Annotated in this window: 15 protein-coding genes; 7 read left to right on the top strand and 8 right to left on the bottom strand. The window is 52.5% G+C overall.

What is annotated here, in order from left to right; translation table 11 throughout:
* The first annotated feature begins 91 nt into the window (after window positions 1-91).
* From QZL71_RS00695 to QZL71_RS00670, 6 genes are all read left to right on the top strand, one after another.
* Window positions 92-1,537: an NAD(P)/FAD-dependent oxidoreductase gene (locus QZL71_RS00695; protein WP_097774613.1), complete on the top strand. Its 1,446-nt coding sequence runs from the start codon at window positions 92-94 to the stop codon at window positions 1,535-1,537.
* Window positions 1,530-2,789, top strand: a complete 1,260-nt coding sequence (locus tag QZL71_RS00690; protein ID WP_294647338.1) for an NAD(P)/FAD-dependent oxidoreductase — start codon at window positions 1,530-1,532, stop codon at window positions 2,787-2,789. Before QZL71_RS00695 ends, QZL71_RS00690 begins: the two co-directional genes overlap by 8 nt.
* Entirely contained in the window at window positions 2,786-3,139 is a 354-nt protein-coding gene (locus tag QZL71_RS00685; RefSeq protein WP_294647337.1) for a DUF1667 domain-containing protein, read from the top strand. Before QZL71_RS00690 ends, QZL71_RS00685 begins: the two co-directional genes overlap by 4 nt.
* 36 nt (window positions 3,140-3,175) lie before the next feature.
* Window positions 3,176-4,669 carry a glycerol kinase GlpK gene (glpK, locus tag QZL71_RS00680; protein ID WP_294647334.1) on the top strand — a complete coding sequence of 498 codons (1,494 nt, stop codon included), beginning with the start codon at window positions 3,176-3,178 and terminating at the stop codon, window positions 4,667-4,669.
* A 193-nt stretch (window positions 4,670-4,862) separates the two neighbouring features.
* Window positions 4,863-6,857 (top strand): alpha/beta hydrolase, encoded by a 1,995-nt coding sequence (locus tag QZL71_RS00675; RefSeq protein WP_294647332.1) that lies wholly within the window; start codon window positions 4,863-4,865, stop codon window positions 6,855-6,857.
* 146 nt (window positions 6,858-7,003) lie between these two features.
* Entirely contained in the window at window positions 7,004-7,567 is a 564-nt protein-coding gene (locus QZL71_RS00670) for a glycerol-3-phosphate responsive antiterminator (RefSeq protein ID WP_294647330.1), read from the top strand.
* Window positions 7,568-7,761: 194 nt separating this feature from the next.
* Here the strand turns inward: QZL71_RS00670 and QZL71_RS00665 are convergent, their stop codons facing one another.
* From QZL71_RS00665 to QZL71_RS00635, 7 genes are all read right to left on the bottom strand, one after another.
* Complete coding sequence (locus tag QZL71_RS00665; protein ID WP_294647328.1) at window positions 7,762-8,160, bottom strand: hypothetical protein; 399 nt, start codon at window positions 8,158-8,160, stop codon at window positions 7,762-7,764.
* A gap of 50 nt (window positions 8,161-8,210) precedes the next feature.
* Window positions 8,211-11,597, bottom strand: a complete 3,387-nt coding sequence (locus QZL71_RS00660) for a DEAD/DEAH box helicase family protein (protein ID WP_294647327.1) — start codon at window positions 11,595-11,597, stop codon at window positions 8,211-8,213.
* A 26-nt stretch (window positions 11,598-11,623) separates the two neighbouring features.
* Window positions 11,624-12,295, bottom strand: coding sequence for an HNH endonuclease (locus QZL71_RS00655; RefSeq protein WP_294647326.1), 672 nt, complete (start codon window positions 12,293-12,295; stop codon window positions 11,624-11,626).
* On the bottom strand, window positions 12,288-13,484 hold the full coding sequence (locus tag QZL71_RS00650; RefSeq protein WP_294647324.1) for an AAA family ATPase: 1,197 nt from the start codon (window positions 13,482-13,484) through the stop codon (window positions 12,288-12,290). Before QZL71_RS00650 ends, QZL71_RS00655 begins: the two co-directional genes overlap by 8 nt.
* 4 nt (window positions 13,485-13,488) lie before the next feature.
* Window positions 13,489-13,671, bottom strand: coding sequence for a hypothetical protein (locus QZL71_RS00645; RefSeq protein WP_154260016.1), 183 nt, complete (start codon window positions 13,669-13,671; stop codon window positions 13,489-13,491).
* A gap of 73 nt (window positions 13,672-13,744) precedes the next feature.
* Window positions 13,745-14,875: a restriction endonuclease subunit S gene (locus QZL71_RS00640; protein WP_294647322.1), complete on the bottom strand. Its 1,131-nt coding sequence runs from the start codon at window positions 14,873-14,875 to the stop codon at window positions 13,745-13,747.
* Window positions 14,875-16,407, bottom strand: a complete 1,533-nt coding sequence (locus QZL71_RS00635) for a type I restriction-modification system subunit M (RefSeq protein ID WP_294647321.1) — start codon at window positions 16,405-16,407, stop codon at window positions 14,875-14,877. Before QZL71_RS00635 ends, QZL71_RS00640 begins: the two co-directional genes overlap by 1 nt.
* Before the next feature lie 236 nt (window positions 16,408-16,643).
* Between QZL71_RS00635 and QZL71_RS00630 the strand changes: the two genes are divergently transcribed.
* Window positions 16,644-16,910 carry a hypothetical protein gene (locus QZL71_RS00630; RefSeq protein ID WP_294647319.1) on the top strand — a complete coding sequence of 89 codons (267 nt, stop codon included), beginning with the start codon at window positions 16,644-16,646 and terminating at the stop codon, window positions 16,908-16,910.
* Window positions 16,911-18,360: 1,450 nt separating this feature from the next.
* Here QZL71_RS00630 and QZL71_RS00625 read toward each other — a convergent pair.
* On the bottom strand, window positions 18,361-19,788 hold the full coding sequence (locus tag QZL71_RS00625) for an ATP-binding protein (RefSeq protein ID WP_154244660.1): 1,428 nt from the start codon (window positions 19,786-19,788) through the stop codon (window positions 18,361-18,363).
* Window positions 19,789-19,922 lie beyond the last annotated feature (134 nt).

Raw genomic sequence — 19,922 nt, 5'->3', positions numbered from 1 at the left:
AGCAGAACAAGCAAGGGGAGAGTCGAAAGGCCCTTTTGTTTGTCCTGCTCTTTTTCTTTTATTCGGCAAACGGAGCGATCAGGAGGTTTTTATGCTGGATGTAGCAATTATCGGCTGCGGTGTCATTGGTGCGGCAGCCGCCTATGAGCTGTCCCATTACCCGCTGCAGACCGCCATTTTCGAGGCTGAAAATGACGTGGCAGACTGCACCACCAAGGCCAACAGTGCCATTCTGCACGCTGGCTACGACCCCGAACCGGGCACCCGGATGGCGCGGCTCAACGTGGAGGGGTCCGCACTGGCCAAGGAGATCTGCGCCCGGCTGGATGTGCCGTACCTGCAGTGCGGCAGTCTGGTGCTGGCCCTCAGCCCGGAAGAGCTGCCCCACCTGCAGAAACTGTATGAGAACGGCATCGCCAACGGCGTGCCGGGCATCCGGCTGCTTTCCGCAGAGGAAACGTTTGCCATGGAACCGAATCTGGCCCCCACTGTCGTTGGCGCGCTGTATGCGCCCAGCGCCGCCATCGTCAGCCCGTGGGAGTTTGCGCTGGCAATGGCAGAAGTGGCTGTGCGCAACGGCGTGGAGCTGCACCGCAGCTGCCCTGTGACCCGCATCGAAAAGACCGCCGGCGGCTGGGCACTGACCACCCCCTCCGGAATTGTGGAAACGCGCTATATCATCAATGCGGCAGGCATCTCGGCGCAGGCCGTGCACGACATGGCCGCACCCCACAAATTTACCATCCAGCCCACCCGGGGCGAATACTACCTGCTGGATAAATCCGAGGGCAGCCGTGTGCACCACGTCATCTTCCAGTGCCCCAACGAAAACGGCAAGGGCGTTCTGGTGGCCCCCACCGTCCACGGCAACCTGATCGTCGGCCCGAACGCCGACCCCGTGGAAGGGGACGATACCGCCTGCACTGCCGCCGGGCTGGCCTTCGTCAGCGCCGCAGCGCGCCGCAGCGTGCCGAACATCCGCTTCAGCGAGTCCATCCGCAATTTTGCGGGTGTCCGTGCCAATGTGGACACGGGCGACTTCGTTATCGGCGAAGCAGAGGGCGCGCCCGGTTTCATTGATCTGGCGGGCATGAAATCGCCCGGCCTTTCCAGTGCACCGGCCGTTGCCAGAGAAGCCGTCAAAATTCTGGAAGCTCACGGCGATCTGCCCGCCCCCAAGGCGGATTACAGAGATGGCCGCACCCGGGTGCGCTTCAAGGAGCTTCCGCCCGAAGAAAAAGCCCGGCTCATTGCAAAGGAACCCGCCTATGGCCGCGTGATCTGCCGCTGCGAGACGATCACCGAGGGCGAAATTCTGGACGCTCTGCACGAAGAGATCCCCGCCACCACCATTGACGGTGTCAAGCGCCGCTGCGGTGCCGGTATGGGCCGCTGTCAGGGCGGCTTTTGCGGGCCGCGGGTGCTGGAGCTGATCAGCAAAACGCTGGGCATCAGTCCGCTGGACGTGCTGCAGGATAAGGCCGGCACCAACGTCTTACTGTGCGAAACCAAGCAGGAGGGAGAACACCATGATTGATCTGGTCATCGTCGGCGGCGGCCCTGCAGGCCTTGCCGCAGCTTACAGCGCATGGCAGCATGGTCTGCGCGATATCCTTATCTTAGAGCGCGACAACGAGCTGGGCGGCATCCTGAACCAGTGCATCCACAACGGCTTCGGCCTGCACCGCTTTGGCGAGCAGCTCACCGGCCCGGAATACGCAGGCCGCTGCATTGAACTGCTGCGCTCCACCGGTGTCCGGGTGGAGCTGGGCACCATGGTGCTGGACGTCACCCCGGACAAAAAGATCCACTGCGTCAGCCGGGAAAAGGGCTATCAGATTTTGGAAGCCAGAAGCATCATCCTCTGCATGGGCTGCCGGGAGCGCACCCGCGGTGCCATTGGCATCCCGGGTACCCGCCCTGCCGGTATCTACACCGCCGGTGCGGCCCAGCGCTATGTCAACATGGAGGGCTATCTGGTAGGCAAGCGGGTGCTCATCCTCGGCAGCGGCGACATCGGCCTGATCATGGCCCGCCGCATGACGCTGGAAGGTGCCAAAGTACTGGCCTGCGTGGAGGTCATGCCGTATTCCGGCGGCCTGACCCGCAACATCGTGCAGTGCCTGCAGGACTTCGACATCCCCCTGTATCTGTCCCATACCATCGTGGATATTCAGGGCAAGGCCCGCGTGGAAAAGGCCACCGTTGCCAAGGTGGACGAAAACCGCCGCCCCATCCCGGGCACCGAGATAGAATTTGATGTGGACACCATCCTGCTCAGCGTCGGCCTGATCCCGGAAAATGAGCTGACCCGGCAGGCGGGCATCCCCATGGACCCTCACACCAAGGGCGCTGTGGTCTACGAGAATATGGAGACCGGCATCCCCGGCGTGTTCGCCTGCGGCAACGTGGTGCACGTGCATGATCTGGTGGACTTCGTTTCGGGCGAAAGCGACCTTGCCGGTGCTTCTGCGGCGGCCTATGTTTTGAAGGGCGAAGCCGCCGATACGGTTGTGCTTGACCTTGTTCCGGGCAATGGCGTGGGCTACACCGTGCCGCAGCGGGTGCGCCCCGCTGATGTGGACAGGAGCGTGAACATTTCCTTCCGTGTGCGGCAGAACTACGGCCCCAGCCAGATCACCGTGACCTGCGGCGGCAGGCAGCTGGCCCGGTTCAAGCGCCAGCGCATGGCTCCCGGCGAGATGGAGCACATCGCACTGCCCAAAGTCCTGCTGGAAAAAGCAGACGGCCCGCTGACCGTTGCGGTAGAGGAGGTTATTGCAAAATGAGCAGCATCAAAGAAGTCATTTGCATCTGCTGTCCCTGCGGCTGCCACTTGCAGGTAGACCCGGAAAATGATTATAATGTAACTGGAAACGCCTGCCCCAACGGTGCCGCCTACGGCAGGGAAGAGCTGACCCATCCCACTCGCATCATCACCAGCACGGTGCGGGTGGAGGGTGGGCTGTACCCGCGCTGCCCGGTAAAGACTGCGCAGGCTGTGCCCAAAGAGAAGATGACCGAGGTCATGGCTGCGCTGGACCGCATCACCCTGCACGCCCCCGTCCGCACCGGACAGGTGGTGCTGGCAGATGTGTGCGGCACCGGCGTGGACGTTGTGGCGACGCGAAATCTGTGATACACACTCCTGAAACGATACGGAGGGAGCAAAAGCATGAGTACAAAATATGTTCTGGCGCTGGATCAGGGAACCACCAGCAGCCGTGCCATCCTGTTCGACAATGAGCAGAATATCATTGCGGTGCAGCAGCGCGAGTTTGAGCAGATCTATCCGCAGCAGGGCTGGGTGGAGCACAACCCCATGGAGATCTGGTCCACCCAGTATGGAGTCATGAACGAGGTGGTGGCCCAGAGCGGTGTCGATGCCCACGATATCGCCGCCATTGGCATCACCAACCAGCGGGAGACCACCATCCTGTGGGAAAAGGCCACCGGCCGCCCCATCTACAATGCCATCGTCTGGCAGTGCCGCCGCACGGCTCCGCTGGTGGATGAACTGCTGCAGCAGCCCGGCATGGCAGACTACATCCGGGAGAACACCGGCCTGATGCCCGATGCCTATTTCTCCGCAACGAAGATCAAGTGGATCCTGGACAATGTGCCCGGTGCGCGGGAGCGGGCCGAGGCAGGGGAGATCCTGTTCGGCACTGTGGACACATGGCTGGTCTGGAAGCTGACCGGCGGCAGAGTGCATGTCACCGACCGCACCAACGCCAGCCGCACCATGCTGTATAACATCCGCACGCTGGACTGGGACGACACCCTGCTCAAAGCGCTGGATATTCCGCGCTGCATTCTGCCCCGCGTGACCGATTCCAGCGAGGTCTATGGCACCACCGATCTGTGCGGTGTGCAGATCCCGGTGGCCGGCATTGCCGGTGACCAGCAGGCTGCGCTGTTCGGACAGAGCTGCTTTCGCAAGGGCGAGGCCAAGAACACCTACGGCACCGGCTGCTTTTTGCTGATGAACACCGGCGATACCATCTGCCGCAGCCGGAACGGCCTGATCTCTACCATCGCCATCAGCCTGAACGGTAAGGTGGAGTACGCGCTGGAGGGCAGCGTCTTTGTGGGCGGTGCCGTCATCCAGTGGGTGCGCGACGGCCTGCGCATGATCCAGGAGAGCCGCGATGCGGAATACTATGCCCAGAAGGTGCCGGATAACGGTGGCATTTACATTGTGCCGGCCTTTACTGGTCTGGGTGCACCGTACTGGGATATGTACGCCCGCGGTGCCATTGTGGGCATCACCCGCGGCACCACCCAGAACCACATCATCCGCGCGGCAGAGGAGTCCATTGCCTACCAGAGCGCAGACCTCGTGGCTGCTATGGAAAAGGACACCGGCGTGCCCATCACCTCGCTGAAGGTGGACGGCGGTGCATCCCGCGACCAGTTCCTGATGCAGTTCCAGGCCGATATCCTGAACAAGACCGTGCTGCGCCCGGCCATCCGGGAGACGACTGCTCTGGGCGCTGCCTATCTGGCGGGCCTTGCCACCGGCGTATGGAAGGACCGGGACGAGATCCGCAGCCTGTGGCACTGCAACATGACCTTTGCCCCGCAGATGGACGAGGCTGAGCGCACCCGTCTGCTCTCCGGCTGGCACAAGGCTGTGGGCCGCAGCTGCGACTGGGCAGAGCATTGATAGTTTTCGCCCGACTTTATGGTTCGCGCACAAAATATTTTTTAATTGTTTATTTTCTATTGACATTTTGTTACAAAACGCTATACTAGAAGCATCCCAAGAGAAGTGAGATGGGGATGCACTGTATCGTCCAGATGCAGTGTGTCCCCATTTTTATTACGGAAAAATCAGATTCAAAAAGGAGGTCCCCCATATGAACGAGAAAAAACTTTCAAGGCCGCTGATCAGTCTCATCGTCAGCATCGCGCTCATCATCGTAGGCATTGCCGGTTCTTTCATTTTACAGACGAACTCCGGCAAAACGACCATCCGGAACGTTACCATTGAATCCGAATCCGGTCATACCCTTGCGATGGATGTTTATATTCCGGAAAACGCCACCGCTGAAACGCCTGCGCCCGCTATTTTTGTACAGCATGGCGGAAACAACAACAAAGAAGAAATGCAGCACTACTGCATTGAGCTCGCCCGCCGCGGCTATGTTGCGATCGGCGTGGATATGTACGGCATGGGCGAAAGCGAACCTCTGCCGGACTCCGAATGGCTCACCCAGGGCCGCGGCCTTTATGATGCGGTACGCTACGGCGTGACTCTGCCCTACGTTGATACCGACCGAGTTTCGCTGCTGGGCTACTCCCGCGGTGGCAAGGCAGCTGGCGAAGCACTGCAGTGCGATAACGACAGTCTGAATGTTGTCAAGGCCATTTTCCTGATTCACAGCGATCCCATCGTGCGTAACAGCGAGGGCTACACCGATGTTTACGGTGCCCGAGATGTCGCAGTTCTCGCAGACAAGAACGACGAGTTCTTCTTCTCGGAAAAAGCTAATGATAACGGTACCTATTCCAACGACGCCAACAAGTATGCAGCCAACCTTTCCAGCCCGGCAGAATATGTGATCAACAACAGTGCACAGTCCTTCCTGTATTTCGGTATCGACCCCGCAACCACCAGTGAACAGCGCGTGGCGGAGACCGTTTATGAGCAGGATTACGGCGGAAAGACCGGAAGCCGCCAGATCTTTGTTTCTAACGAGACGCATATGGCTGGTTGGTGGTCCCCGCTGGTCATGAACCGTGTGTTGACCTTCTTTAACCGTGTTATGCCCACTGGCACTGCTCTGAGCGCCAGCAGCTACACCTATACCATCTGGAACATCTTCAAGATCATCGCCCTGTCCGGTCTGCTGCTGTTTGCCGGGTCTCTGATGGTCTGGCTGGTCAACTCCGTCAAGACATTCCAGTGTGCCGACAATGGCGAGCAGGACCTTCGCCCAGTTGGCGATAAGAACGCAGTTGCATGGTTCTGGGGCATCCAGATCATCGGTGCCGTCCTGTCCATCCTCATGATTCGATTCCTGAACAAGCAGGGACTGGCATCTTACCGTGATGCACTTTTCCACTCGGCCAACCCTGCGTACCACGGCCTGATCTCTCTGCTGTGCGGCGCACTGACTCTTGTTCTGTGCACGGTGTGGTACATGGCCTACGGCAAAAAACACGGTTTCTCCTTCCGGAATACCGGCATCGCTATTTCCGGGCATGCACTCCTCAAATCCATCGGCGCGGCCCTGCTTGCAGTCTTTGCCCTGATCCTGATGGTTTTTGCCGTCGACTATTTTGTGGATGTGAACTTCCTGATCGTTTACTGGGGCTTTATGAAGTTTGGAGCCAACCGCATCCCGGGTATGCTCCTTGTTGTACCCATGTATCTCGTGTACTACATTGTCATGTCCATCAGCGTCAACAGTTTTAACTTTAGCACGGCGCTCGGCAAAAACAAGCTGCTTTCTAACCTTCTGATCAGCTTTATCGCATCGGTTCCCACTCTGTTCGTCCTCTGCTACGTTTACGGCATCTTCAAGGCTACCGGCTCGAACCCGATGTTCGGCGGTCTGGCTTCTGCCGCAACTGCAGTGTATGCGCTGCCCGGCTTCATCTTTGTTGCGATCCTGATTTGTCGTCTCCTGTACCAGCACACAGGCAATCCCTACCTTGGCGGCATCTTCTGCGGCGTTCTTGCAGCTGTCAGCGAGTGGGGCATCTGCGAGATTCGCGTGCACACCCCCGGAACACAGTACGCTGGCACTGCTCTGGTCTACGCACTGATCGCGATCGGCTTTGTAGTTACCATAGCATGCGCTGTACTGCTGAAGAAAAATAATGCAGCCGTGCAGGCACATAAATAATGCCTCTTTAATCCTCTTTACAAACCCCTCAATTTTTTATAAACTTGGTTTGCGCATGGTGCGGCCCTTTTAGAGTTTTCTGAAAGGGCCGTATCTTCTGATTGCTCCCTATCTCTGTAAATCTGACTCGAAAGGAGTCTTACCCAATGCATCCTCTTGCTGAAACCCTGCTGGACGAACCGGTGATCGCCGCTGTGAAAACGGACGAAGCCTTGACTGCTGCGCTGGCTTCGCCCTGTAGCGCCGTTTTTCTGCTGGCAAGCACCCTGCTCACCGTAGACGGTCTGGTGCACCGCATACATGATGCCGGAAAACTGGCCGTGGTGCACATCGACCTTGTGGACGGCCTTTCGTCGCGGGAGATCGCGGTGGACTCCCTCAACGCCCTGTGCCACCCGGACGGCATCATCTCCACCCGCCCGACCCTGATCCGCCGGGCGCGCCACCGCGGCCTGCTGACCGTCCAGCGGGCATTCATCCTGGATTCCCTCTCGCTGACCAGCCTGTCCGGTCAGCTGGAGCAGGGCAAGCCGGATTTTGTCGAGATCCTTCCCGGCATCATGCCTCGGGTCATCGCCGAGATCAGCGCCCGCACACAGGTGCCTGTCATTGCAGGCGGCCTGCTGCGGGACAAAGCCGACGTCATGGCCGCCATGCACGCAGGTGCCGCCGCAGTTTCCACCTCTGCGCCCTCCCTGTGGGATATCTGAGCCAGAACAAGATCCCAGCTGAAGTACGAAAAGCATAATCGTATCCTGGTGTTTTATTGGATATGCCCGCCCACCGATGGAGCCGAATCTCCACGGTGAGCGGGCATTTTTTCGTTTTCATTCGATTTGAGTGAATCTATTCAGCCTGCGGATTAACTCGATAATTTAAAGCAATCCTACAAGTCGCACTCCTCTTAAAGTCTTTCTGCTTCCTGCATCTTAGCATCATACTGGATGGCAGAGATCGGCACGAGGCCCTCGATCATATCCAGTTTGCTGTTGACAAGTTCATCATACACATCTTTGATGGGCGACGTAATGGAAGGCTCCAGCTGTTCATTTGCAATTACGCTTTCCACCAGTGCTTGTTTGTTTTTCAGTTTCCGCGCCATATCGGGCAGGAAGTGATAATTTTCAATCATGCGCAGAATGATGTTTGCCATAAAATTGCCGCGGATGCTGCTCAACTCGATATAAATCGCTCCGGCATCCTCCACGGAAATTTGTGCGATGCTCATCAGGTAATCAGCCAGAGTCGTTTGCGTATCGTTCAAAATTCCCTGACTTGCCATACTGCGTTGCAGGATATTCATTTTTCGATAGTCCTGAATTATACCGGTTTTTATCAGTACATTCCACTACTTTATGCAGTCACATGGGTGGCATTCTCTTTCACCGAATTGATCGTATCCATCAGTTCACTCCCTGTTTTGCCATCAAACAGGCGGGTAAACAGGATGGGCTGGTCAAAGGGTGGTTTCATCAGCACCGCTTTGCTTTCCACATAACCGTTCTGCTCGATGTAATGAATGACCTTCTGCACGAACGCTATCTGCTTTGCATTCAGCGATTCATCGTTGATGAACTTGGAAAATGCCTGCATGGCAGCATCGTGGTCCAGCTTTGCCACTTTACGCACCAGCAGACCAAAGGGTGTATCCCGAAACTCCCGTGCATAGTCTTCTTTGCTGCCCAGCTCACAGGTGAAGATATGTTCCAGCTCGGTATAGTCGCCCCGGGAAAGCGGAATGTTCTGGGTCAGCTTGTGGATAGCCAGCGTATCGCTGCGGTGCTCCATGATGTAGCGGTTCACACGTTCCCGGTACTCGCCAAAATCGTAGCCGGAATCCAGCGCTTTGCCCTCGGTCTGTTCCAGTACCGGGTCGGCAAGGGCCGTGTAGACAGGCTTTTGCCCTTCTACACCGTCCACCAGAAACTTGATGAGTTCCCGCAGTTCCTGCCGCATTTCCTCAAAGCGGAGCAAATCATGCGAGGTCAAAAATTCGTCTGTCTGCACCTCTCGGATGAGGGGCAGCTTTGCCTGCACCTGCGGGATGGTAGCCTTTCCTTCCAGCATTGCCGCCGTGCTGCGCAGCTGTTTCTGGGCGCGGCCCAGCCCCGGCAGACCTTCCAGTTCACAGAGCAGCAAGCCATACACAAAGTTATCGAATCGCTTGGCGGCCTCGTCCTTATCGTCCAGCGAGATGAGCGGTGCCACCTCTTTCATCAGAGTGCCCTTGTCCGTTTCGGTCAGGCTGACAAAGGCTTCCGGCTTTTGATAGTGTTCCACGGCCTGTCGGTGCAGCCGCACGGATACCAGCTCCGGATTCAGCGCTCCCACTTCGGCACGGCAGGTCTCCGTTAAGATCTTACGCCAGTTCTGGTATTTTTCGTCCCCATAGGCTCCATCCTGCAGCGCGGCGGCAATCCGCACCTGCTTGCAGAAAATGCTCTCGGACAGGCTTTTGGTGTCCGCGCTCTCGTAGCCGTTGGGTTTCTGACGGAAAAATTCAAAGTTGCCGCAGTAGTCGAAGATCAGAAAACGCCGTTTGCCCGTATATTCGCCGTCGATGGCATCCACGCAGGCAAGGGATGGGCAGAGCCGCGTGCCACGACCTATCATCTGCCAGAACTTCGTTTTGCTGCGCACTTTTTTGAAGAACACCAGATTCACGCACTCCGGCACATCAATGCCCGTGTCCATCATATCCACCGAGACCGCAATAAACGGCGGCTTGTCCGGCTGTTTGAAGTCGTCAATGATGGACTGTGCATAGGCGTCGTCGCAGACCACCCGCTGGATGAATCCCGGGTACTGGGTCTCCAGCTGTGGGTAGAGCTTGCCAAAGCGTTCCCGGATAAACTCCGCATGGCGCTTGTTCTGGGCAAAGATAATGGTCTTGCCGATGCGGTCGCCGCCCGCCGTTTGGATGCCCCGTTCCATCAGGTCTTGCAGCACCGTGTCCACGGTGTTGGCGTTGAAGATGAACTTGTTCAGCTTTTCGGATGGGATAAAGGTGGGCAGGGTATCGTCCTCGGCAAAATCGTCCTCATAGCGGGCCTTATCCTCCGGTGAAAGCTGGTCGTAGTGGATGCCCTCTTCTGTGAATTTCGTCTTGACCTCGTAGTTGTAGTAAGGCACCAGCACATGGTCGGTGTAGACCGCCGTGTCGTAATCGTAGGCGTAGGTGGGGATGCCGTGCTCCATCTCGAAAAAGTCGTAGGTGTTGCGGTCTACATCGGTTTTCGGGGTGGCGGTCAAGCCCACCAGAACCGCATCGAAATAATCAAAAATAGCGCGGTATTTCTTGAAAATGCTGCGGTGGCTCTCGTCCACGATGATAAGGTCAAAGTGGGCGGGCGAAAACAGCGGCACGCCGTCCTTGGTCTTGGCGTTGTCGATGGCGTTGAGCATGGTGGGATAGGTGGAAAACACGATGCGCGCGGCCTTATCGTCCTTGGAGGAGCAGAGGTTGCACAGCGACTGGTCGGGCAGATACTTCTTGAAGTCGTCCTTTGCCTGCTTGACCAGCGCGGTGCGGTCCGCCAGAAAGAGCACGTTGGTCACATGACCGCCCCGGCTCAGCACATCGGTCAGGCTGGATGCGGTGCGGGTCTTGCCTGTGCCCGTTGCCATGACCAGCAGATTGCGCCGGAAGCCCTGCGTAATATGGGCGCAGACTGCCCGGATGGCGTTTTTCTGATAGTAGCGGTCGGTGATTTTATCGTCAATTTCGATGGTGTCCAGCGGTTTTTTCTCGGTGCGGCGGTTCATCAGCTTCTGCAAGTCGTCCTTGCAGAACACCCCGCTCACGGCACGCTGCGGGCCGCTCTGCTCATCCCAGAAATAGGTGGTGTAGCCGTTGGTGGTAAACAGCATCGGACGGCGGCCAAACTTCTGCTCCAGACAGTCTGCATAAAGCTGAGCCTGCTTGCGCCCGATGTTGGGGTCTTTGGTGCTGCGCTTGGCTTCAATGACCGCCAGCGGCAAGCCGTCCTTGCCCATCAGCACATAGTCCGCATAGCCCTTCTGTCCCAGCACGCCGTTCATGTTGTCCACTTCGTACTCGGTGCGCACATCGGCGTCCGGCCCGGTGAACTTCCACCCCATGGCCTTGAGGTCGATGTCGATGATCTTCCGCCGTGTTTCGGCCTCGGTCAGGTCGGCAGCGGTGAAACTGCGGCCCTGTTGGTTCTGCTGTTTGCTGGCCGTGTACGCCGTCGAAAGGCTCTCCACCTGCTTGCGCAACGCTTCCAACTCGGCATCTTTCTGGGACAGTAAACTTTCCTGTTCCCGGATCTTCTTTTCGTCCAGTGTTACCTTTTCGCCGGGGATGGCTGTCTCGTCAAAGGAGCGCTCCACATAGTCTGTGCCGTAGCAGTAATCCACCCACTGGATGAAATCGAACAGCCCCCGCAGGCTGAATACTGCATCCGCCGCCGACACACTATGCCCTGTATGTACCGCCAGATTGCCCGCCTTCACGATGCTGGGTAGCACGCTCCACACATTGCGGTCCACCGCGAACCGGAAACTCGGTTCGTGCAGCAGGGATTGCAGGTTGTCCTTGTAGGGCATCGTGATGGTTTTATCTGCCGCATACACCCACTTCACCGCCAGCTCCAACGCCTTCCGGCATCCCACCGCGCACATTGCCGGGGAGGTGGAGAACACTTTCTCGGCCTCGATGGCAGAATTGGCGAAGAGGGAATATTCGGGTCGGGTGGAGAGATAGGAGAAGTTGGACATAAAATCAGCTCCTTTATGTAGGATGATTATTGGCAATATTGTTGCAGCTCCGGGTATTTTTCCTTTGCATCTCGAATCAACCAACGCTTAAAAGCAGTGAATTCGGAAGTGGACTTTAACTCTAGTTTTATTAATTCTAACGTATCCAGTTTTGTCTGCCCCTTAGCCGCTTCATATTCCAGTACATAGTTTTTAAATGTGCGCATGGATTTTACAATCTTAACATAAAGTATTTTGGCTTCTGCTTGCTTTTGCGGCGTAGAGCCATGATGAATCTCTTCTAATAACTTAACTGTCATTTTCGTTTCTGCATCATCAGATAGTGCGGTGAACTCTAGATATTCTTCTGTTCCCCAATATCCATGCTTTCGAAACGCAATTTTTTGATCAACATCCACTTTACAGCAATCCAGAATCGGAGTGTATTTGTCTCTTTTTATATTATTACAATGAGGACAGGCTAAAAACAAATTGTTCCATTCAAATTCAAGATCTTTGTTGCCTTTATGTGGAATCAAATGCTCGACCTGGTAAAATCCCCGTTGTTCGCACAAATAGCATTTTCCGTGAAATATTTCATTTATTGCATCAAAAATTTCAGAGGCGTTGTAATTGCCGTTCTTTTTCTGCTTTTCTTTTTCAAGAGACGCTATTGCAATTTTAGCGTTTTCCCCATTTGTTCGTTCAATCTTAACCATTAGAATCCTTCTTTTCTTCAATTCGATTGAATTCATCGGAAATGTCTTCTTCTAATAGTTTGTTCGCGGTCTTCAATTCAATTCTCAATTGGGCACGCTCGGCCTTTTCACTATCGGAAAGCTCTTCCTGCTTAACAAGATGCTGATACCGAAGAATTTTATCCTGCATAGTGGCAGAATAATTTGGTGCGTCAAAATAGCCCTCAGCAATCTCATCTGCTGAATAGCTTGAAAAATCAGCAAACCGCACTTGCTTTTCCAAATCGTAAATACAAGCATTGCTGATAGAATTGAGAATATAAGCCGAATGTGTTGTAATAATAAATTGAATTCTCGGGAAGAACTCCGTCAGGAAAGGCAAAATTTTGCGCTGAAGCTCTACATGCAGATGCGTTTCCAATTCATCGATCAGCACAACGCCCTCCACATCGTACTGGCTCAGTTCGCCTTTCAGCAACCAGTTGCGGTCCATACGGAGGATTAGGTCTGCGACAATACCGATGATTGCAGAATAGCCATCAGAAAGTTCATCCAAACTATATGGATTTCGACCTTTCTGTTCAATTAGAAAATTATAGTTTTTATAGTCATATATCAATCGGATGCTGTCATCGCTCAACAATACTTTTAGCGCATTTTCGAAGCGGGAAAACCATTCCGCGATTTTCTTCTCGACACTTAAATCATTTTCATTCTTTGCATATGCCTGTTGAGTTTTGAGATGAACCATATATTTCAGCAAAATATTTTCTGGTGTATCATCCAAACTGTATTGATTTTCTAGTTTTACATCTTGAACTCCCTTTGCGCGATGAATCACTGTCTTTCTGTCTGCCGGAAAGTAAGCAGTTACAAATTCTCCCTGACTATATAAACGGTCTAAGCCTACTACATTTGAAACGTCTACTTCTACTCCAGAATTATACTTTGCAAATGTTTCGGCAACAATTTTTTCAAGTTCAGAAAGCTTATCATTCGATTTATAGGATCTCCGAATACACAATTCCTGATAGACCCCATCATCGATTGCCTGCAGATAATCTTTCATCGCCTGCAATACCGAAGTTTTACCGGAGCCATTTTTACCAGTCAGGATAAGATGCTGACGCTTTTCAGGGTTCAGTTTGATTTCAATGTCTTTTAGATGTCGAACCTCATTGATGTGGACACTTGTAATAAAATGTTCCATAATATCACCTCTGACCGTTGCATAATTGCTTAAATGTCTGCCACATTGCAGCATACGCTTCTGCTCCAACCAGTTCTTTTAGCAGTTGCTCCCGAAGCTCAGGTTTCAGCTTTTGAATCGAGTTCTTTGCCTTGATTGCATCAAACTTTGCATTATTGTAGTCTCTTTCTTCTTCAAAAGTCATCATCGTATGCTCCTTTCGTGGTAAAATGTTCCGTTTAACGTTATTATACCGCTAAAATCCGCTGCTGCACACCCTTTTACCCAAAATACTCCTGCATCAGCGCCTTTTTCATCAGTTCCAGCTTTTCAATGCTCTGCTGTATGGTCTGCTTCTGCTGGTCTACACGCTCCACAAAGGCAGCAAATTGATTTTGAAGGGCAAGCGGCGGCACCATTAGCTTCAACGAGTTAATCGCATTAAAATTCAATCCGGCTTTCACTGCACTCTGATTTTTTGCAATAAATTGTTCTTTTCCTGCATCGCTTTCCATGTAATACGCTACATACAATGGATTCAATTTATCTTGTTTCAATCGAATACAGGTCAAGTGCTGATTGATATATGCTCCATGCTCTGCAATTTTCTTTGTAACAATACCTGTACGGCCTAAATCAGCCGTAATACTAATGAGTAGGTCGTTTTCTTGAACTCTTGTGCGTTTAGCTTCAGCATTATCTGGTGGCGTAACGCATTGAACATCTTGCAATGTGATTTTGCAGTTTTTTACGTTTTTTATTGTTATAAAGTATTCGCCACTATCAGTGAAATACTGCGACCATCCACGAGAACCAGAAGTGAGGAACACAATATATTCAGAAAGACTACAACAAGGTAAGTTGTTGGGATTAAGTTTTGCATCCCCAAACATCTCCACAAATCGCGCCTTTACCAGCTCGTCCAGTTTAGCAAGTTGCTGCTCTCGAAATGCTATCAATTCATCGACCTTGCTCAGCGTTTCTGCAATTTTTCTTTGTTCTTCTAGGGACAAAACAGGAATTTCAATTTTGTTCAACTCTTTTGCAGACAAATGCTTTACTGTGACAAACGGCGTTTTTTCCTCGATTCGCTTTAGTGCGATGGGCATAAAGTAAAATAAGTAGTCTTTATCAATACTATCCTTTGGTGCTAATCGGCAAACTCGCTGATTCAAAAGTGCGGGTGTTTTTCCCCACTTTGCAATGTTGAACTCACCATCCATACCGATGAGTAAATCATTTTCGTGTACGATATATTCACTCTTATATTCTTCTGTTGTATAGGTTTCAGAATACCCCCTTACCACATCGCGGATTCTGATAAGCGGCGTTCCATTACTATCTGAAAATTTTGCAGAGTCAAAAGGAAATCCATACTGAATAGTACAGACTTCTGGAAGAAGTTTTTTCATCACACCATCTCCTCCAACTCTGCCAGACCTTTAGTGATCTCCATTTCCAGCTCATGCAGGTCGGCAAGGATCTCCGTGGTCGAGGGGTACTCCACCGGCACATACTCCGTCTCTTTGTACTTATTGATGGACAAATCGTACCCATTGGCGGCAATTTCTTCTTTGGGCACAAAGAAACTCTGCTCGGTGCGCTTGCGGTCAATTTCGGCGTTGAGGTTATGGAACCGGGCGATGATGTCCGGGATGTCGTTTTCCTTCACCTCGGTGCGCTTGTCGTCCAGCGAGAAGCCGTCGGCTTTCATATCGTAGAACCACACCTTGTCGGTGCCGCCCGCGCCGGTCTTGGTAAACACCAGCACCGCCGTGGACACGCCTGCGTAGGGCTTGAACACGCCGGAGGGCATAGAAATGACCGCCCGCAGCTGGTGGTTTTCAATCAGTTCTTTTCGGATGCTCTGGTGCGCCTTGCTGGAACCGAACAGCACGCCGTCCGGCACGATGCAGGCGCAGCGTCCGCCGGTTTTGAGCATCCGCAGGAAGAGCGCAAGGAACAGAAGTTCCGTCTTTTTGGTGTTGGTGACGGCTTTCAGGTCGTCGTTGATGCTCTCGGCATCCACAGTGCCCTTGAACGGCGGGTTTGCAAGGCAAACGGTGTACTTGCTGCAAATGGAGTTTTGCTTCGACACGCTGTCCTTGTAGTCGATCTCCGGGTTCGTGATGGAGTGGAGCATCAGGTTCATGGCCGAAATGCGCAGCATGGTGCGGTCCGTGTCAAAGCCGGTGAACATCGGGCCGGCAAAATGCTGCCACTGCTCCGGGGTCATGCTGTCCTCGTAGTGGGCGCGGAGGTACTGCGCGCTGGACACCAGAAAGCCCGCCGTGCCGCAGGCGGGGTCGCAGATCAAGTCGTCCGGCGTGGGCTGCACCAGCTCCACCATCATGTCGCGGATGTGCTTGGGCGTGCGGAACTGGCCGTTCTGCCCTGCGGTTGCCAGCTTGCCCAGCATATACTCATACAGGTCGCCCTGCATATCAAGGTCGGCAATGTCGTGGGTGTAAAGATCCTCCAGCCCGGTGATGATCTTTTGCAGCACCTGCGGCGTGGGGATCAGGAACATGGCATCGTCCATGTACCGCGCAAAGGCGGTGTTGCCCTCGTCCGGGCGGGTGGGGTCGTCTGCGATCTCCACCAGCTCACCGTTTGCGTCAAAGTCCGGCAGACGGCCATATTTCATCTTTTTGATGGCAGGGAACACCCGCTGCTGCATGGTCAGGAAAATTTCGCGGGAATCTTTATCCTTGAAGCGGCTCCACCGCATAGACTGTCCTGCTTCGCTGGCCGGGAAGATGTGCTCCATCTTTTCGCCCACCATGTTCTCAAAATCTTCGGTGGCAAGCTCTTTCTCGTCCAGTGACCGGATGAACATGAGATAGGTCAGCTGTTCAATGACGGTCAGCGGATTGGTGATGCCGCCTGCCCAAATGTCCGTCCAGATTTTGTCTACCTTATTTTTAATGGCTCCTGTTACCATGCGTTCCTCCTGAATGTTTGCCAATCGCAAACGCTTTGCATCTCGAATTTTTGGTGATAATATCACAATTTTATTATAGCAGTGTACGATTATATTTTCAATGTAGAGCGTTTAGCAGACGTGCTTTCTTGATCGCAAGGCAAGAAATTAGTGGAACGTTAAAACAGCAATTTGCGATATGCAATTCAACGCTGTTGCTGTTACATGAAGAAGTTGAATTGCTATAAAACGGTAAAGTGGATTTTATCTGCTTTGCCGTTTTTTCTTTACATCTGGACTCCAACATGCCTTTGTGCTATTCAGCGATTCCATCGCGCAGCCTGCGCTCTGCTTACCAACTGATGATCTCCGGCGGCGATGTGAAAGCGGTACAGGGAACAACACCTGTGCAGGCTACCCCGGTTGAAGCAGAACCGACCATCTCCGTGTCGGTACTGCTGGAGCTTTTGAAAGACGCGGACCCCTCTGTAAAAGCGCAGCTTCGCCTTGCTCTGTTGACCTGAATTGCAAAAAATAGCACGAATTGCAGAGTAATTCACGGACTTACTCCATCTGACATGAAAAATGCGGACCGTGCAAAAACCGTGCAGAGACCGTGCAAATGGCGTATAAAAGGAAAATCCCACGAGGAATCTTACGATTCTTCGTTGGATTTTGGTGCGCTCGAGGGAACTCGAATCCCTGGCCCTCTGATTAAAAGAGCCCACCGGGCAGAACACTCTGATTTTAGAAGTTTCGAGTTTACGTCGTTTTTGCGCAAAGCATCGTGATTTTTCACTGTGTAATTTCTGCACCCTTTGTCGTATTTTGCAAGTCAGAGTACCCATTGCATCCCTTGAAACCGTGCAAAAACAGTGCAGAAACCGTGCACTTACTCTGGGACAAATGAAAAATGATGATTTTTGATCCATGACTTGGTGGCGATTTGAGTGACCACAGAGGTAAATTTGATACACGGAAAGAAGAATGCCCACTCGTCTGAGGAGTTCTCAGGGGAGTGGGCAGTTCTGTATAATGGCATTTTGTATATGTCACTTGCCAATTTTAGCATGGAGGTTGCCATTTGAGGTTGCCATTTTTTGAGATGAAGTTGACACTTTTAGCATAGAGGTTTCCATTTAGGGAAAGAAGTTTCTGCTTTTTTATATGGCAAGTTTCCGCACTTTCCGCATTGCTTTCCACACTTTCCGTACCTCATAGGATATACTCACCTCGCTAAACTTTTGTATGGGGCATTGCTATTGAGGTGTTAATTGAATATAATCTTAAATGGAAAGCGGACGTCACTCCGCTGGTGTGGCTGACACCTAAAATCCGATCTGATGCAAGACGTAAGGGCTTGAGGCTGGCGGGCAGCGATAAAACCCGAAAGCGATGCAGGACGTAGGGGCCTGAGGTTGGCGGACAACGATAAAATCAGTCGCAAGGGACATCGGACAGCACCACGGTGTTGTAGGTGTCCCTTTTATGTTATTTGCTATTCAGTTTACTGCCGAATGGCAAAAAACACCCGCCCACCGATGGAGCTGAATCTCCACGGTGAGTGGGCATTTTGCGTTTTGGTTCGATTCGGGTGAATCTATTCGGCTTGTGGTTATCGCTTAACCCACGGTTTGGCTCCATAACAGACTGATGCCGAACCAGTCCGTTGCTTCATCGCCACCGATAGCTGGTCAATGCCGCCATCCTCTAAAAGTATTATATACCGTTAGTGTGGCATTGCAAAAGAAAAAATATTTGCACACGATATTGAGTGTATGACAATTTCGCGCATACGCTCAATCGAAAGTCGATACTTTTGGGGAACGCAATATATCGAAAGCGATACTTTCTTCGTCAATGTCGATACTTTTTACAAAAATATAGCGAGTTTCCGCACTCCACGGGATATGTTTGCTCGCTAAACATAGTACGCAGGACATATCCAAACAATATAATCTTAATTATGATAATTCAAATTATATTGTTCTCATAAACAGTGTCTTCCTGAATCAAAATCAAGTTCGGATTCTCTGCAGCCATCTCCACCAGTCGATCTGTAAAGCCGCTCTTGGAGAACAGCCCGTACACAATTTCGTAGCCCTTAAACGCCGCTGTAAGTTCTTTGGACTGCCCCTTTTCCTGCAAAGCAGAGTAGACCGCCACATCCACAGGTTTCGCATGGTACTTGCACTCACCGAGGAACAGCCGTTTGTGCTGGTTGTCCACCGCTGCAACATCGATCTCTGTGTCTCCCTCGTTGTCGTTGCGCCAGTAAGAGCCAATGCGTGAGGGTGCAAAGTCGATCTGCCCCTTTCGGCACAGCTCCGCAAAGATGTTCCGGCAGATGCTCTCATAAGCGAAAGCCACAAATTTTTGCTTAAAGTCTTTGCCCATCTCGTCCAGCACGATCTGTTGGTTGTCCAGTTCCAACTCTCCCTTGAACGGGTACACATAGCGGAACCAGAAGCGGATGAAGTTGTCCGAAACATAGTACAGGCTCTTCCGAGAACGCTCTGGATTCTTTTCGGTGATGGGAACGTTCTTGATAACAAAACCAAGGTCGATCAGTATTTTCAGGTACGGCGTAATAGCTGATGTATCCTGCTCCATCGTCATACCGATCTTGCTCAGCTTGTGGTTGCCGTCCGAAATCGCTTTTAGCACAGAAAAATAGTTGATGGGCGTCTGCACTTCCTCGTTGAGTAAGAAATCCGGTTCTTCATACAAAAAGCCATTTTTCGACAGTACCACACGCCGAATCTGCTCCACCAGCGGCTCGTCCGTCTGGAAAAACTCCAGATATTTCGGTACGCCGCCCGTGATGGCATACTGCTCCACAGCCTGCTCAAACGACAGGTTCTGCGACGCATACACATCCGTAAATTGCAGCGGCATCAGCCGAATCTGTGCCGTTCTACGGCCATAGAGCGGACTGTCGTAGGCAAGTGCGTGTTTTTTCATCATGCTGATGAGGGAACCGCAGAGAACCAGCATCACGTTATGGTCTTTCAGCACTTCATCCCATGCGTTTTGCAAGATGGACGGGAAATCCGGGTTCGTTTTGACCAGATACGGAAATTCGTCAATGACAAGCACCTTTTTTTCATCCGGGTGGTCGTCTGCTACCACCTGAAATAAATCCAGCCAGTCGGTGAATGTGACCTTACTGAGCATGGGGTTCTTTGTGGTACGGGAAAGCACTCCGGCAAACCGCTTCATGCTCTGGGCTTCACTTTCTGTGGTTGCCAGAAAGTAAAACGCACGTTTATCCTTGATAAACTCTTTGATCAGCGTCGTTTTTCCAACACGCCGCCTGCCGTAAATCACCACAAAGCCGCTGCCGTGCTCTAGCTCCGCATTCAGCGTTGCCAGTTCGGATGTTCTGCCAATGAAGTCCATACCGTGCACCTCTCGCTTAATATAATTTGAATTATGATAATTTCAATTATATTATATGCTTTCTTGCAGACTATGTCAATGTAATGCTCGCATAAATTCCAATGCGGCATCATATGACAGGTTGATTTTACATG

This window comes from uncultured Faecalibacterium sp. (assembly GCF_900066275.1).
Classification (GTDB): domain Bacteria; phylum Bacillota; class Clostridia; order Oscillospirales; family Ruminococcaceae; genus Faecalibacterium; species Faecalibacterium taiwanense.
This window is presented reverse-complemented; position numbering and strand designations above follow the sequence as displayed.